Annotated in this window: 12 protein-coding genes and 1 tRNA gene; 6 read left to right on the top strand and 7 right to left on the bottom strand. The window is 55.3% G+C overall.

The features are described from left to right. Nucleotides 1-10 precede the first annotated feature (10 nt). Nucleotides 11-1,855: an RNA polymerase sigma factor RpoD gene (gene rpoD / locus GY169_RS03545; RefSeq protein ID WP_163447860.1), complete on the top strand. Its 1,845-nt coding sequence runs from the start codon at nt 11-13 to the stop codon at nt 1,853-1,855. 145 nt (nt 1,856-2,000) lie between these two features. On the opposite strand, the gene mug is transcribed toward rpoD, so the two are convergent. Then, nucleotides 2,001-2,507 carry a G/U mismatch-specific DNA glycosylase gene (mug, locus tag GY169_RS03540; RefSeq protein WP_167574990.1) on the bottom strand — a complete coding sequence of 169 codons (507 nt, stop codon included), beginning with the start codon at nt 2,505-2,507 and terminating at the stop codon, nt 2,001-2,003. 126 nt (nt 2,508-2,633) lie between these two features. On the opposite strand from mug, the gene GY169_RS03535 reads away from it, so the two are divergent. After that, nucleotides 2,634-2,709: transfer RNA gene (locus tag GY169_RS03535), tRNA-Ile, on the top strand. Nucleotides 2,710-2,784: 75 nt separating this feature from the next. Here the strand turns inward: GY169_RS03535 and GY169_RS03530 are convergent. The 4 genes from GY169_RS03530 to GY169_RS03515 form a co-directional block, all read right to left on the bottom strand. After that, nucleotides 2,785-4,743, bottom strand: a complete 1,959-nt coding sequence (locus GY169_RS03530; protein WP_167574989.1) for an acyltransferase family protein — start codon at nt 4,741-4,743, stop codon at nt 2,785-2,787. Nucleotides 4,744-4,989: 246 nt separating this feature from the next. After that, nucleotides 4,990-5,289, bottom strand: coding sequence for a DUF1889 family protein (locus tag GY169_RS03525; RefSeq protein WP_065356095.1), 300 nt, complete (start codon nt 5,287-5,289; stop codon nt 4,990-4,992). Nucleotides 5,290-5,468: 179 nt separating this feature from the next. Further along, nucleotides 5,469-7,022 carry a peptide MFS transporter gene (locus GY169_RS03520; protein WP_163447857.1) on the bottom strand — a complete coding sequence of 518 codons (1,554 nt, stop codon included), beginning with the start codon at nt 7,020-7,022 and terminating at the stop codon, nt 5,469-5,471. Nucleotides 7,023-7,502: 480 nt separating this feature from the next. Further along, the gene (locus GY169_RS03515) at nt 7,503-8,267 is read right to left on the bottom strand and encodes a siderophore-interacting protein (protein ID WP_167574988.1); all 765 of its coding nucleotides are present in this window, start codon (nt 8,265-8,267) and stop codon (nt 7,503-7,505) included. A 234-nt stretch (nt 8,268-8,501) separates the two neighbouring features. On the opposite strand from GY169_RS03515, the gene GY169_RS03510 reads away from it, so the two are divergent. Further along, nucleotides 8,502-9,020, top strand: a complete 519-nt coding sequence (locus GY169_RS03510) for a PadR family transcriptional regulator (RefSeq protein ID WP_167574987.1) — start codon at nt 8,502-8,504, stop codon at nt 9,018-9,020. Here GY169_RS03510 and GY169_RS03505 read toward each other — a convergent pair. After that, entirely contained in the window at nt 9,017-10,537 is a 1,521-nt protein-coding gene (locus GY169_RS03505) for a PAS domain-containing methyl-accepting chemotaxis protein (RefSeq protein ID WP_167574986.1), read from the bottom strand. The two genes, GY169_RS03510 and GY169_RS03505, sit on opposite strands and share 4 nt — an antisense overlap. A 345-nt stretch (nt 10,538-10,882) precedes the next feature. On the opposite strand from GY169_RS03505, the gene ygjG reads away from it, so the two are divergent. Further along, on the top strand, nt 10,883-12,274 hold the full coding sequence (gene ygjG / locus GY169_RS03500; protein WP_064542185.1) for a putrescine aminotransferase: 1,392 nt from the start codon (nt 10,883-10,885) through the stop codon (nt 12,272-12,274). Between the two features lie 145 nt (nt 12,275-12,419). Further along, nucleotides 12,420-14,438 (top strand): NADPH-dependent 2,4-dienoyl-CoA reductase, encoded by a 2,019-nt coding sequence (locus GY169_RS03495; protein ID WP_167574985.1) that lies wholly within the window; start codon nt 12,420-12,422, stop codon nt 14,436-14,438. 113 nt (nt 14,439-14,551) lie between these two features. On the opposite strand, the gene rlmG is transcribed toward GY169_RS03495, so the two are convergent. Continuing rightward, nucleotides 14,552-15,688: a 23S rRNA (guanine(1835)-N(2))-methyltransferase RlmG gene (gene rlmG / locus GY169_RS03490; protein WP_163447849.1), complete on the bottom strand. Its 1,137-nt coding sequence runs from the start codon at nt 15,686-15,688 to the stop codon at nt 14,552-14,554. An 83-nt stretch (nt 15,689-15,771) separates the two neighbouring features. Between rlmG and GY169_RS03485 the strand changes: the two genes are divergently transcribed. After that, entirely contained in the window at nt 15,772-16,272 is a 501-nt protein-coding gene (locus GY169_RS03485; protein WP_064542149.1) for a M48 family metallopeptidase, read from the top strand. The last annotated feature ends 59 nt before the right edge of the window (nt 16,273-16,331 follow it).

Genomic DNA, 16,331 nt, shown 5'->3' with positions numbered 1-16,331 from the left:
ATACCGTCTTATGGAGCAAAACCCGCAGTCACAGCTCAAGCTTCTTGTCCAACGTGGTAAGGAGCAAGGCTATCTGACCTATGCCGAGGTCAATGACCATCTGCCGGAAGATATCGTCGATTCAGATCAAATCGAAGACATCATCCAAATGATCAACGACATGGGTATTCAGGTGATGGAAGAAGCACCGGATGCCGATGATCTGTTGCTGGCTGAAACCTCCAACAACACTGATGAAGACGCAGAAGAAGCGGCTGCACAGGTTCTGTCCAGCGTGGAATCTGAAATCGGGCGTACAACCGACCCGGTGCGCATGTACATGCGCGAAATGGGTACCGTAGAACTGCTGACCCGCGAAGGCGAAATCGACATCGCCAAACGTATTGAAGACGGGATCAACCAGGTACAGTGCTCCGTTGCCGAATACCCGGAAGCCATCACCTATCTGCTGGAACAATACGATCGCGTTGAAGCGGAAGAAGCCCGTCTGTCCGACCTGATCACCGGTTTCGTCGACCCGAACGCCGAAGAAGATATGGCGCCAACCGCCACTCACGTCGGTTCCGAACTGTCTCAGGAAGAGATGGATGACGACGATGAAGACGAAGACGACGATAGCGACGACAGCAGCGACGATGACAACAGCATCGATCCTGAACTGGCGCGTGAGAAATTCGCCGAACTGCGTACGCAGTACGAAGTGACTCGCGACACCATCAAAGCCAAAGGCCGTAGCCACGCTGCCGCTCAGGAAGAGATTCTGAAGCTGTCTGAAGTGTTCAAACAGTTCCGTCTGGTGCCGAAACAGTTCGACTACCTGGTGAACAGCATGCGTGTCATGATGGATCGCGTGCGTACCCAGGAACGTATCATCATGAAGATGTGCGTTGAACAGTGCAAAATGCCGAAGAAGAACTTCATCACCCTCTTCACCGGCAACGAAACCAGCGAAACCTGGTTCAACGCGGCTATCGCGATGAACAAGCCGTGGTCTGAAAAGCTGCACGACGTGAAAGAAGACGTTCTTCGCAGCCTGCAGAAACTGCAGCAGATTGAAGAAGAAACCGGCCTGACCATCGAGCAGGTAAAAGACATCAACCGTCGCATGTCCATCGGTGAAGCGAAAGCCCGCCGTGCGAAAAAAGAGATGGTTGAAGCGAACTTACGTCTGGTTATCTCTATCGCTAAAAAATACACCAACCGTGGTCTGCAGTTCCTCGATCTGATTCAGGAAGGCAACATCGGTCTGATGAAAGCGGTTGATAAGTTTGAATACCGTCGTGGTTACAAGTTCTCCACCTACGCTACCTGGTGGATTCGTCAGGCAATCACCCGTTCCATCGCCGATCAGGCGCGTACCATCCGTATCCCGGTACATATGATTGAGACCATCAACAAGCTCAACCGTATCTCCCGTCAGATGCTGCAAGAGATGGGCCGCGAGCCGACGCCGGAAGAGCTGGCTGAGCGCATGCTGATGCCGGAAGACAAGATCCGTAAAGTGCTGAAGATCGCTAAAGAGCCTATCTCCATGGAAACGCCGATCGGCGACGATGAAGATTCGCATCTGGGTGATTTCATCGAGGATACCACCCTCGAGCTGCCGCTGGACTCTGCGACCACCGAGAGCCTGCGTGCCGCCACCCACGACGTTCTGGCTGGCCTGACCGCCCGTGAAGCGAAAGTGCTGCGTATGCGTTTCGGTATCGATATGAACACCGACCACACGCTGGAAGAAGTGGGTAAACAGTTCGATGTTACCCGCGAACGTATCCGTCAGATCGAAGCGAAGGCGCTGCGTAAACTGCGCCACCCGAGCCGCTCTGAAGTGCTGCGTAGCTTCCTGGACGATTAATCGCCCTGGCCAATGTGAAAAAGCTCCCTTTTGGGAGCTTTTTTTTGCCTGTTATCCGCGCGGGAGCGGTAGGCCGGATAAGGCGTTTACGCCGCCATCCGGCAATCTGCGCGGGTTCTGCCGGATGGCGCTTCGCTTACCCGGCCTACAGGCCTCGTGCCTTCAACGCCGAGTCCAGCTCCTGATACGCTTCCACCAGCTTATCCAGCGTTATTCGGCTCAATCCGCTCGGGTTCGGTAACACCCACACTTCGGTGTCGCCAATCCTGTAGGTCTGCTTCCCCCACGTCGCGCCGCGCTGCCCTAAGCCGCGTTCAAAGGCTTGCTTGCCCAGCACCGCCAGCGCCGCTGGTTTATAGTGCTCAACCTTCTCAATCAGCGCCTGGCCGCCGCTGCGCAGCTCCTGCAAGGTCACCTCCGTGGCCTGCACCGTCGGGCGCTCAACCAGCTTGGTCACGCCGCAGCGAAATTTCAGCATCTGCGCCGCCTCTTCCGGCTTCAGTTGGCGATCGGTAAACCCCGCCAGATGCAGCACTTTCCAGAAGCGGTTTGCTGGATGGGCAAAAGGATAGCCCAGTGAAGACGATGACAGTCCCGGGTTGATACCACAAAACAGTACCCGCAACTCTGAATCGATAATGTCCTTAACCATAATATCCTCGACCTATACATCGTGAGACGAGTATAACGAATTGAAAATGCATTGTTTATAAAAACAGCATGTGCACGCTTAGCGCTGGATTGGCGGCCATTGTTACATTATAATCGTCGGCTAATTGGCCCCTTAGCTCAGTGGTTAGAGCAGGCGACTCATAATCGCTTGGTCGTTGGTTCAAACCCAACAGGGGCCACCAAATTTAAGCAGCAAATACATACAGTTAGGCCACTCTCACGAGTGGCCTTTTTTATTGCATGACCCCGCCCGCGCCTTAGCGCGCAATCAGCGGCATCACCACGCTTTTCAGCACCTTATCTGCACCGTATCGCGTCAGATGCTGTGGGTCTTTGTAGTAAATATGCGCGCTTTCCGCAAAACGGCAGGTCGCCGTGTCACACAACGCGTCTTTCAGGCTGGCGAATTCAGCGTTCAGCTTCGTCGATACCCTGCCAATCAGCGCCGCGCTGGCATCAGGCTCAACGCTATCGTGCCCCACCACCTCGCACATTCCGGCGCTTTGTGGGTTCGCATAGGCAAACGCCCGGCTAAAGCAGCGCATTACGCGTTTGGGCGGGGGAAAATTCATCATCGGCACATCGCCCAGCACAATGACCCGCTTACCCATTTTCTGCAAACGCGTGATGGTCTCTGCCAGCCCCTGCTGCAGCGCCTGAGCAGGGCCTAATGACGGCGTCGTTTCCGACTGCCAGGGGGCTTTTCCTGCCATCAAACCGGACTGCCAGAAGCCCGTAAGAATCACCGTCGAGATCTGCTTATCCTGAGCCAGATAGTTGTCGACATCGAGCTTGAATGCCCGACACTGCGCGTCATGCAGCGGCCAACCATCGGCAAGGCGATACACGCCGAACAGCGGCGCACAGGACGATTTCGCAAAAATCACTGGCGTCAAATGACGGTCGTGCGCCAGTTGACGAAACGCCGCGGCCAGCGCCCCGGCATGGCTATCGCCAATCAGGGCAATTTTCTCCTGCGCCTCGCCACCGGTGCAGCGCGGGGTTCCGGTCAGCAGAATATTGCCGTATGAGGTCATGCAACTATCTTCCGCCTCTTCTATCTCCGACTGCATCCGGGCAAAGTCCTCAGGCCAACGGGCGGGAAAACCTTTTTGCAGCCAGGTGGTGGCAAAGACCAGCGTCAGCAGCCCCATCGCCATCCCGTAGCGCCAGAATACGCGAGATGTCGGCAACTGCGCCGCCCGAAAAGGTTTTTCGATGAGGTAATAGCTGATCGTCGCCAGCAAAAACGAGAGCGCAATCAGCAATACGCGCATCCCGTTCCCCGGCTCCGCTTCGCAAAGATAGTGGTAAAGGCTGATAACCGGCCAGTGCCACAGGTAGAGTGAATAGGAGATGAGTCCAATAAAGCGCAGCGGTTTCCAGGTTAGCAAACGGCGGTTGATAAGCGCCGTTTGCCCGTCCAGCAGCAACACGGCGCCCATCACCACCGGCAGCGCCCCCAGCCCAGGGAAGGAGGTCTGCGCGTCGTAAAAAAGCGCACACCAGGCAATGAGTAAAACACCCACGACAGATTTCAGGTTATCAACCTTTGTCGAGAATGCCGCGGGAAAGTGGGTATGGGCCATTCCCAGTAGCGCCCCGGCAAACAGCTCCCAGGCGCGAAACGGCGTCAAAAACCATGCGCTATGCGGAATCTGCAGGGTTCCGGCGGCGGCAATGGCGAAACAGAGCAGCGTGACGCTCCCCATCAGTAAAAACGAGAGTTTTTTATCAAAACGCGTCAGTACCAGAATCAGAAGCGGCGCGAGAAAATAGAACTGTTCTTCCACGCCCAATGACCAGGTCATCAATAAAGGATTATGCTCGGCGCTGGGGCTGAAATAGTCGATGGAATTCCAGAGCGTTACGTTAGAGACCGACAACAGCGTCGCCGCGGCATCACGGCCTAATTTCCTGAAATCGGCTGGCGTAGAGATAAAAAACATCACCAGCCAGACGGCAATCACAACGGCAATCAGCGCGGGAAGAATTCGCTTTATTCGGCGAACATAAAACTGCCCCCACGAAAAATGGCCCGCAAGCTTACTTTGATAAATATGGCCGCCAATCAGATATCCCGAAATGACAAAGAAAACATCAACGCCCACAAATCCACCAGAGAATCCCAGCCCAAAGTGAAAGAGCACCACAAGGAGTACGGCGAGCGCGCGCAGCCCATCGATATCGGCACGATATTTAACGGTTGAGTTCATATTTATCTCTGGATGCAGGGGAGTAAAATCTAAAAGCATCATTATATGATGATGTTTTTAATTATATTTTTATTGAATTCGGTCTTTCTTAGCGGAATTATAAAAGCGGGAAGATGATGGCTCAAGGCAGGCCAACGGTTTTCAGATTAATTGCAACCAGGCCGATATCACTTATTGAGAAAAAATATACAGATAAACAACGGACTTTGCGCTCTCACCGTCAAAGCGAGAGCGCCGACTTAGGGTTTATACCAGCGCACGAAGCTCTTCGCGCATATAATCGGAGAAGTATTCCGGGTTTTTAATCAGCATGTGTTCACCGGAGTCAACCTTGTCGGCCCAGCCAGCAACCTTCTGAGTGAATCCAGCATTCCAGCCTTCGCGATCGCCACGCGCCGTAATGTCGGCCGCACTTGCGGGCACGCCCAGCTCTTTCAAATATTTCAGAATTCCCTTCGCTGTACTTTCGTCCATAGACTGTGGCACCGGCTCAGACGTATTCATACCACCAATAAAATCCAACGCTTTATCAATGACTGCTGGCATATTCTTGTCCTTAAATTAACCACGTAGTAAACAAGTCTATACTATGGACTGGAATCGAGCGGGATTTCAAAGAAACCGCTCACGTTCTTGCATTTTTTCGTGAGCTGTCACCCTTTTGGCCGCCGTTTGCGCAAAAAAAAGCCGGCGCATCGGCGCCGGCAGGTGATGTTGAATGGCAATCAGACGTTAGTCGCCGGGTTCTGCTCCGCGCTGGATTTGCTGTTTTCCAGCATCCGGCGTACCGGAACAATCAGCACGCACAATACGGCAGCACAGATCAGCAGCGCGATAGAACAGCGGGCGAACAGATCCGGCAGCATATCCAGTTGGTCGGCCTTCACGTGGCCGCCAATCAGGCCAGCGGCCAGGTTACCCAACGCGCTGGCGCAGAACCACAGCCCCATCATCTGGCCGCGCATTCTTTCCGGCGCCAGCAGCGTCATGGTCGCCAGACCAATCGGGCTCAGGCACAGCTCGCCGAGCGTCAGCATCAGAATGCTCCCCACCAGCCACATTGGCGAAACGCCCGCGCCGCCGTTGCTCAGCACGTTCTGCGCCGCCATCATCATCAGGCCAAAGCCTGCTGCCGCGCACAGAATACCGATCACGAACTTGGTGATACTGCCCGGGCGCACGTTCTTACGCGCCAGCGCAGGCCACGCCCAGCTGAAGACCGGAGCGAGCAGGATGATAAACAGGGCGTTAATTGACTGGAACCACACCGCCGGGATCTCAAAATCACCGATCATGCGGTTGGTATAGTCGTTGGCGAACAGGTTGAAGGAAGTAGGTTTCTGCTCAAAGGCGGACCAGAAGAACGCGGCGGAAACCAGCAGAATAAAGCACACCAGCAGACGCGCGCGTTCTTTACGGCTCAGGCCCGCAAAGGCAAACAGGTAAATAAAGTACAGCGCTACCGATGCCGCGATCACGTACACCAACACGCTCGCCACGGCCACCGGGTTAATCACGATCACGCCCTGAGCAATCAGGGTGATAACCACCGCGACGCCCACCGCCAGCGCCAGCAGCCATGCGCCTACGCCGTTCTTTTTCACCACCGGGCTGTTCCAGGTGGAGTCCAGCCCCACTTCGCTGTCGTAGCGCTTCATCGCCGGTACGGCGAACACACGGAAGATAACCAGCGCGACCAGCATCCCGATACCACCGATACCAAAGCCCCAGTGCCACCCGTGGGATTTAATCAGCCAGCCGGAAATCAGCGGCGCGATAAACGACCCCATGTTGATACCCATATAAAACAGGGAGAAGCCGCCATCGCGACGGGCATCGCCTTTTTTATACAGAGTGCCGACCATCACCGAGATACAGGTTTTAAACAGACCCGACCCCAGTACGATAAACATCAGGCCGATAAAGAACAGGTTGTCGCCCATAAACGCCGACAGCGCGATAGACAGATGTCCCAGCGCAATCAGGATGGAACCGTACCACACCGCTTTTTGCTGGCCGAGCCAGTTATCCGCCAGCCAACCGCCCGGCAGCGCCGCCAGGTACATGGTGCCCGCGAAGATACCAACAATCGCCGATGCGTTTTCACGCGCTAATCCCATACCGCCGTCATACACGGTAGCGGCCATAAACAGGATCAGTAACGGGCGAATGCCGTAAAACGAGAAGCGCTCCCACATTTCGGTAAAGAACAGCGACCCCAGCGGATAAGGGTGACCGAAAAAGGTTCGGCTTTCGTTTTTATTAACAGTGGAATGCATAGTTTCTCCAGAGAAGGTGCGTTGTCACGCAGGTAAGTCGTGTAAGCAGGCTAACCATTTTCTAATTTTGTCGATTTTTTACATTCGACTCTGAGTTTTTAACCATTTGATAACCATAAGATGGTCGTGTCTAGTCCCTTCACCGCTATTTTTAGATGAAAACTCGACAAACATCTAGTTTTATAGATTTTGTATTGGCAAAAGGCAGAAGGTGATTGACATCACAATATCATACGGATATTGATTAAATAATCATATAAAACAATGAATTATAAAAACGAAACAACAAATAACTCACGTCAGAAAGGCGCAAAATAAAAGTATAGAAAGTAGGGAAAAGACGTCCTTCAGACGATTGTTTACGGCAAGCGGCAATAAACATGGCCGAGGTGTAGCGGCGGGGAGCGAAAAGAGAGAATGGCGCTGACAAGCGCCACAGGAAGTCATCCTGGCCGCAGGAGAAACTGCGGCAGAATCACGTTATTTGGCGTGCCAGTAGGCGCTGGAACGGACCAGCTGCGGGTCAATGGCATCGGTCACAAATCCATCGGTCAGGTTTTTAACCACCTTCCCTTCACCGGTCAGCCAGATAAAGTAATCGGACGGCGGCACCGTGAGCTGCGCCAGACGCGCGGCAACGGCGGCGGCGTCATACTCGCTAACCCATTCAATATTGAACTCATCAAAACCGGCCAGATAGGCTTTATCCGCCACGTCACGCACCATCACCAGCGCGGTAACCTGCGGACGCTGCGCCAGCGTGCGTAACGCCTCCAGGCGGCGACGTAGCGCCGGCATACCGGTTTCATCGCAGACATAAAGCTGCCAGGCATAATCTTCCGGCACCACCAGCGAACCGCGCGGACCACCGATCGTCAGCGTATCACCCGCTTTAGCTTCCATCGCCCATTGACTCGCGACACCGCCATCATGAATGAAGAAGTCATAGGCCAGCTCATGGCGTTCAGCATTATACAGCGGGGTATAGTCACGCGATTGTGGACGGACGCCCTCAGCCCAGACGATACCGTCATCGGTTACCGTTGGCGGCGTGATTTTGCTCCCTGCTTGTGGGAAGAATAATTTGGTGTGGTCGTCAAATCCACGCGAACTAAAGCCTTCCAGCGCCTCGCCGCCCAGCACTACGCGCTGAAAAGCCTCGCCGATGCGCTCAACACGCAGTACGGTCAGTTCACGAAAACGAAGTTCATTGCGCACGCGCTGTGGGTACTTTTTCTCTTTCATTGAGCGTCTCTCTGGCAAATAGATATATCTAAACATTTTGCAAATGATAATGATTGCCAATTAAGAAGAAAGCAAGCAATTTTTATGATATAGACGAAAACGAGCAATAAAAATGACACCATAAAATTAAACCAATTAAAATCAATGAGATATAAAAACATCCACTTCCATATTGATAAAAACATAGATTTAGATATAAATTAGATATATCTAAATATTAGTAAGGCGTGAACAATGAGCTCTCTTTCTGATACCGAACACCGCGGACGTGGTCATCATGGCGGACGCCGTCAGCGTTTCTTTGGCCACGGCGAATTGCGTCTGGTGCTCCTCAACATTCTGAAAGACAACGCCAGCCACGGTTATGAATTGATTAAAGCCGTTGAAGCTCTGACGCTGGGGAACTACACCCCAAGCCCCGGAGTGATCTACCCGTCGCTTGATCTGCTCCAGGACCAGGGCCTGATTACGGTTCAGGAAGAGGACGGTGGGCGCAAAAAAATCGCTATCACCGTCGACGGCGCACGCACGCTGGAAGAGAACCGGGAGCAGTTGGAACAGATCCAGGCGCGGATAAAGGCCAGAATGGTAGGGCATGAGCTGCGCAAAAATCCGCAGATGAAACGGGCGATCGATAACTTTAAGGCCGTGCTGGACCTGAAGGTGAATCACGGAGAAATCAGCGACGCGCAGCTAAAACAGATTATCGGCGTTATTGACCGCGCGGCGCTGGAGATCTCACAGCTCGATTAATGCAGGACGGTCACCGCATCCTGTAAACGGCTGGCGCGGTGTTTCACCATCGCCGACACGTTGGCGCTTTCCGCCACCAGCCCGGCATTTTTCTGGGTGATCTCATCCAGCTTTGCCACGGCACGAGTTAAATCAGACAGCCCCGTGGCCTGTTCGGACGTCGATTGGCTAATCTGCGCAATCAATTGGGTGACATTCTGCACCTGCGAGACAATATCATCCATTGTGCGTCCCGCGGTGTGCACCTGCTCTGAACCGGACTGCACTTTACTGGCGCTGGCCTCAATCAACTGGCGAATTTCATTGGCTGCCGTCGCGCTTCGACTGGCTAAATGGCGCACCTCTCCCGCCACCACCGCAAACCCTTTCCCCTGTTCGCCCGCCCGCGCCGCTTCAACCGCCGCATTCAGCGCCAGGATATTAGTCTGGAAGGCAATATCGTTAATCAACGTGGTAATCGAGCCAATGCGCTGTGTGCTGTCGGCAATCTCTTCCATCGTCTGCACAACCCGGTGCATCGCCTGCCCCCCCTGTGACGCCGCGCCGCTGGCGGCCAGCGACAGCTTGTCGGCCTCGGCGGCGGTTTGGGAATTATTCTGTACGGAAACCGCCATCTGACTCATGGTAGCGACGGTTTGCTGGACGTTGACCACCGTTTCCTGGGTGCGCTGGTTCAGCTCTTCGTTACCGCGCGCCAGCACATCGCTGCCGTCGCTCACGCTGTTTACCTGACTTGAGACATCGTTAATCAGCCAACGGCACATCAGACCCAGCTGGCCGACGGAACGCAGCATCAATCCCAGCTCATCACCGCGTTTCAAGTGGTCTACGCTGTTGCGCTCGCCGGTCGCCACGCTCAACGCCTGACGGGCGACGTTCTCAATAGGGCGAATAATCTGCCACTCCAGCACTGCGGTGGCCAGCAACACGATCAGCGCTGATGTCAGTACAGCCGATACGGGTGCCCCCAGCGTCAGCAAACTTGCGGCCAGCAGCAGGTAACATCCCAGCGTGACGCTACGCATACGCCAGCGCAGCGGTATGGTCGCCAGTTTGCCCCACCAGCGTTTGCTGACGACAAGACCTTTATGCAGGCGCTTGTTGCTGCGATTTTCCCGCAGCGCCTGATATAGCGGCTCGACGGCGGCAATCTCTTCAGCCGAAGCCATCGTGCGGATAGACATATAGCCTATCGTTTTGCCATTACGCACCTGCGGGATGGCGTTTGCGCGCACCCAGTAATGGCCGCCAGTTTTAGGCTGGTTTTTGACGATCCCGCTCCACGGTTCTCCCTGCTTGAGCGTACGCCACATATCAGCAAACGCCGCTTTTGGCATATCGGGATGACGCACCAGATTGTGCGGTTTGCCAAGCATCTCTTCGCGGCCGTAGCCGCTCACTTTCACAAAGGCATCATTAACATGGGTGATGTAGCTATCGAGGTCGGTGGTGGACATCAGCGTAGTACGCTCGTCCAGCGATGATGTGGACGAGTTTGGGTCGGACAGGGTAGACATACAGACATCCTTTTCAGGTGCAGAAAGAAAATGTATTACAATTGTTATATCGGAGGGATTTTAATTAACCTTAATTGTTAATTTTGCGTTAGATCGCAAAATGGACAAAAGCCCTACTTTTTTTATGCTGCGCGATGGCGGCGCAAAACCTGCCCCATCCTGGCGCAACCTGCCCTCTTGCGCTTCTCCCCTCCCCCCCATCCTTGAGCCGCTGGACGATTAAATATTGTACACAACCGGTTTCTCCTGGCATTTATCCCGATTTTCACCGTTGCCGCTGAAGTGGCGTAATCCCTGCAATACTTAATTCAGTATCGTGTGATACGTGACCCCCAGGAGCACATTTTGAACAGGTTACCTTCCAGCGCCTCGGCTTTGGCCTGCAGCGCGCACGCACTGAATCTCATTGAAAAGCGAACGCTTGACCATGAGGAGATGAAAGCACTGAACCAGGAGGTCAGGGAATACTTTAAAGAGCATGTGAATCCAGGGTTTTTAGAGTATCGAAAATCTGTAACTGCCGGTGGGGATTACGGAGCCGTAGAGTGGCAGGCGGGAGGGTTAAATACGCTTGTCGACACCCAGGGCCAGGAGTTTCTGGATTGCCTGGGCGGTTTTGGTATTTTCAACGTGGGGCACCGTAATCCAGTGGTGGTTTCCGCCGTACAGAATCAGCTCGCCAAACAACCCCTTCACAGCCAGGAATTGCTTGATCCTCTGCGCGCTATGCTGGCCAAAACGCTGGCCGCGCTGGCGCCGGGCAAGCTGAAATACAGCTTCTTTAGCAACAGCGGGACCGAGTCGGTGGAAGCGGCGCTGAAGCTGGCGAAAGCTTATCAATCATCGCGCGGCAAATTTACCTTTATCGCCACCAGCGGCGCCTTCCATGGTAAATCGCTTGGTGCGCTGTCCGCGACCGCGAAATCGACCTTCCGCAAGCCGTTTATGCCGCTGCTGCCGGGCTTCCGCCACGTGCCGTTCGGTAATATCGATGCCATGCGCACAATGCTGAGCGAGTGCCAGAAAACCGGCGACGATGTGGCGGCGGTGATCCTCGAACCGATTCAGGGTGAAGGTGGCGTGATTCTGCCACCACAGGGCTACCTGCCCGCGGTGCGTAAGCTGTGTGATGAGTTCGGCGCGCTGCTGATCTTTGATGAAGTGCAAACCGGCATGGGCCGTACCGGCAAAATGTTCGCCTGCGAGCATGAGAACGTGCAGCCAGACATTCTGTGTCTGGCGAAAGCGCTGGGCGGCGGCGTGATGCCGATTGGCGCGACGATTGCCACCGAAGAGGTGTTTTCAGTGCTGTTCGACAACCCGTTCCTGCATACCACTACTTTTGGCGGCAACCCGCTGGCCTGTGCGGCGGCGTTGGCCACCATCAACGTCTTGCTGACCGAGAACCTGCCCGCTCAGGCGGAACAGAAAGGCGATATGCTGCTGGATGGCTTCCGCTGCATGGCCCGCGAATATCCGGATCTGGTCCGCGAAGCGCGCGGCAGAGGGATGCTGATGGCTATCGAGTTTGTCGATAACGAAATCGGCTATAGCTTTGCCAGCGAAATGTTCCGCCAGCACGTGCTGGTGGCCGGCACGCTGAACAACGCGAAAACCATCCGCATCGAACCGCCGTTAACGCTGACGATGGAACAGTGCGATCAGGTGCTGAAAGCCGCGCGTAAAGCACTGGCGGCCCTGCGCGTTAGCCAGAATCAGGTGGCAACCGAGCAGTAAACTCACGCCCCCTACGGTTTCGTGGGGGGGCGTTCTTTGAATCCCATCACAATCATTGCATTCCCCTTTTCCCTTTTTGGCGCCGACGGCTAAATTAGTAACTCATCCGACCACATAACAATAATTTCACATACTGGACATCCTTATGAGCTATCCGTCGCTGTTCGCCCCGCTCGATCTGGGTTTTACCCAGCTGAAAAACCGTGTGCTGATGGGTTCAATGCATACCGGGCTGGAGGAGTACCCTGACGGCGCTGAGCGCCTGGCGGCCTTCTACGCCGAACGCGCACGTCATGGCGTGGCGCTGATCGTCAGCGGCGGGATAGCGCCGGATCCTACCGGTGTGGGGATGGCGGGCGGCGCAATGCTGAATGACGTCAGCCAACTGCCGCACCACCGCACGATTACCGATGCCGTACATCAGGAAGGTGGCAAAATTGCGCTGCAAATTCTGCACACTGGCCGCTACAGCTATCAACCAAACCTCGTCGCCCCTTCGGCGCTTCAGGCGCCGATCAATCGCTTTACGCCGCGCGAACTGACGCATGAGGGTATTCTGGGGCTGATCGACGACTTCGCACGCTGCGCCCAGCTGGCGCGGGAGGCGGGCTATGACGGTGTGGAAGTGATGGGCTCAGAAGGCTATCTGATTAACGAATTTCTCGCCGCGCGCACCAACCTGCGCGACGATCAATGGGGCGGCAACTACGACAACCGCATGCGCTTTGCCGTCGAAGTGGTGCGAGCCGTACGTCAGCGCGTCGGGAAAGATTTTATTATTATCTACCGTCTGTCGATGCTGGATCTCGTGGACAATGGCGGCACCTTTGATGAAACCGTCCGCCTCGCCCAGGCGATCGAAGCCGCGGGCGCGACGATCATCAATACCGGGATCGGCTGGCACGAAGCGCGGATCCCGACCATTGCCACGCCGGTACCGCGCGGCGCCTTTAGCTGGGTCACGCGCAAATTAAAAGGACGGGTGACTATTCCACTGGTCACCACCAACCGAATTAACGATCCGCAGGTTGCCGACGATATTCTGGCGCGCGGCGATGCCGATATGGTGTCGATGGCTCGTCCGTTCCTCGCCGATGCCGAGCTGCTCTCCAAAGCGCAGTCGGGACGCGCCGATGAGATCAACACCTGTATTGGCTGCAACCAGGCCTGCCTCGATCAGATCTTTGTCGGCAAGGTGACGTCTTGCCTGGTTAACCCTCGCGCTTGTCACGAAACCAAAATGCCGATCCTTCCGGCGACTACGCGTAAAAATCTGGCGGTTGTCGGCGCTGGCCCTGCGGGGCTGGCGTTTGCCATCAACGCCGCCGCGCGCGGTCATCAGGTAACGCTGTTCGACGGTAGCGCAGAGATCGGCGGGCAATTTAATGTCGCCAAACAGATCCCCGGCAAAGAAGAGTTTTACGAAACGCTGCGCTATTACCGCCGGATGATCGACGTCACCGGTGTGACGTTGAGGTTGAATCATCGCGTCACCGCAGACGATCTGCTCAACTTTGATGAAACGATCCTTGCCACCGGGATCACCCCACGCACCCCGCCTATTGAAGGCATTGATCATCCAAAAGTTCTGACCTATCTGGACGTACTGCGCGATAAAGCGCCGGTAGGCCAGCGGGTGGCGATTATCGGCTGCGGCGGTATTGGTTTTGATACGGCGATGTATCTCAGCCAGCCCGGTAACCCAACCAGCCAGAATATTGCCGAGTTCTGCGTGGAGTGGGGCATCGATACCAGCCTACAGCAGGCAGGCGGCCTGCGCCCTGAGGGGCCGCATCTGGCCCGCAGCCCACGGCAGATTGTGATGCTGCAGCGTAAAGCCAGCAAGCCGGGCGAAGGGTTAGGTAAAACCACCGGCTGGATCCATCGCACTACCCTACTTTCTCGCGGCGTGAAGATGATCCCGGCGGTCAGCTATCAGAAGATCGATGATGCGGGGCTGCATGTTGAGATCGGCGGCGAGCCGCAGCTGCTGGCGGTCGATAACGTGATTATCTGCGCCGGTCAGGAGCCAAACCGCACGCTGCAAGCACCCCTGCTGGCGGCGGGCAAGACGGTGCACTTAATTGGCGGCAGTGACGTTGCGGGCGAACTGGATGCCCGACGGGCGATTGCGCAGGGGACGAAGCTGGCGCTGAAAATATAGAAGATAAGACGGTTATTCCGTCATCCGACAATCTGCACCGAACTGCCTGATGTCGCTTCGCTTGTCAGGCCTACAAACGTAGGCCTGACAAGGCGGCTACGCCGTTAACCGTATTAACGACGACGACCTAACTTCACCGCTTTCAGAATCACAAACTTATTATTCGTCGCGATAGTCTCGCAGTTGCCAAAAATCTTCTTCAGCTTGTGGAAGTAGTCGAGGTGACGGTTGGCCACGATATACAGCTCGCCGTTAATCTTCAGGCAGCGGCGGGCGTGGTGGAACATCTCCCAGGCGATATTATCGGTCAGCGCGTGCTTCTGGTGGAACGGCGGGTTGCAGAACACTGCGTTGAAGCGGAACGGCTCGACGCCGGAGAGCGCGTTGTTAATCATAAACTCACTGCGATCCAGCGCATCCGGCAGGTTCGTCTCCACGTTCAGGCGGCTGGAAGCCACCGCCATCGGCGATTCATCAACAAACACCACCTGCGCCTGCGGGTTTTTCGCCAGCAGGGTCATGCCCAGTACGCCGTTGCCGCAGCCGAGGTCCACAATCTCCCCTTCCAGGTTTTCCGGCAGGTACTGCATAAAGAAGCGCGCGCCGATATCCAGCCCGGTACGGGAGAAGACGTTCGCGTGGTTGTGGATGGTCCAGTCGGTGCCTTCCAGCTTCCAGCTCAGGGTTTGTGCGGCGTCGGCCAGCGCCGGTTTGGTAAAGGTGCCGTTAATCAGACGCGCCTTTTTCCATGCCAGCGTGGTGGTGGTTGGGCCCAGAACCTTCTCGAACAGTTCCAGCGTCGAGGTGTGGATGTCGCGCGCTTTCGCCCCGGCGATAATGCGCGTTTCTGGCGTTACAACTTCGCGCAGCGCGCGCAGCTGCTGCTCCAGCAGCGCCATGGTTTTGGGGATTTTAATCAGCACGACGCCGGGCGCCTGCGGGTATTCCGCGGTGCTGTCGAGGAACTTCACGCTCGACTCGGCAATGTCGTTGTGGCGCAGGTTTTCACGGGTCGCCAGCTCGCTTAAATAGGAGTCGCCAATGCTGTACGGCGTATGCTCAGCCAGCGCACAGGCCAGCGCGCCAAAGGTATCATTCAGGATCAGCACCGGGCCGCTAATTTCGGTATCGTCCAGCTGTTGCAGCAGATATTCATCCGCCGCTTCCCACGCCAGCAGCGGGTTAACGTCGTCCGTCTCCGGGAAACGTTTAAGTGTCAGTGAACGGAAACCGTTGTCTGTGTGGCTCATCGGCCCTCCTGAATGGTAAAATTTCGGCTTATCCCTGAAAAGGGTGCGTGAGTATACACTTTTTATGATTGGCATGGGTGAAGATGAACCAACTAACTTACCTCCAGGGCTACCCGGAACACCTGCTTTCTCAGGTGCGCACGCTGATTGCTGAACAGCGTCTAGGGGCTGTGCTGGAAAAACGCTATCCGGGCGCGCACGATTTCGCCACCGATAAAGCACTCTGGCAGTACACCCAGGATCTGAAAAGCCAGTATCTACGCAACGCGCCGCCAATCAATAAAGTCATGTACGACAACAAGATCCACGTATTGAAAAACGCGCTGGGGCTACACACCGCGGTGTCGCGCGTACAGGGCGGCAAGCTGAAAGCGAAAGCCGAGATCCGCGTCGCGACCGTTTTCCGTACTGCGCCGGAACCCTTTCTGAAGATGATCGTGGTGCATGAGCTGGCGCATCTGAAAGAAAAAGATCACAACAAAGCGTTCTACCAGCTGTGCTGCCATATGGAGCCGCAGTACCACCAACTGGAGTTTGATACCCGCCTTTGGCTGACGCACCTTTCGTTAAAGGAAACTGCGTAGTCGGGCACTGGCAATGTCATAAAGGCGTGTTACATTGACGACAGAATCCCTTTATGGAG

Source organism: Kluyvera genomosp. 3, from assembly GCF_011765685.1.
GTDB classification, from domain to species: Bacteria; Pseudomonadota; Gammaproteobacteria; order Enterobacterales; family Enterobacteriaceae; genus Kluyvera; species Kluyvera georgiana_A.
This window is presented reverse-complemented; position numbering and strand designations above follow the sequence as displayed.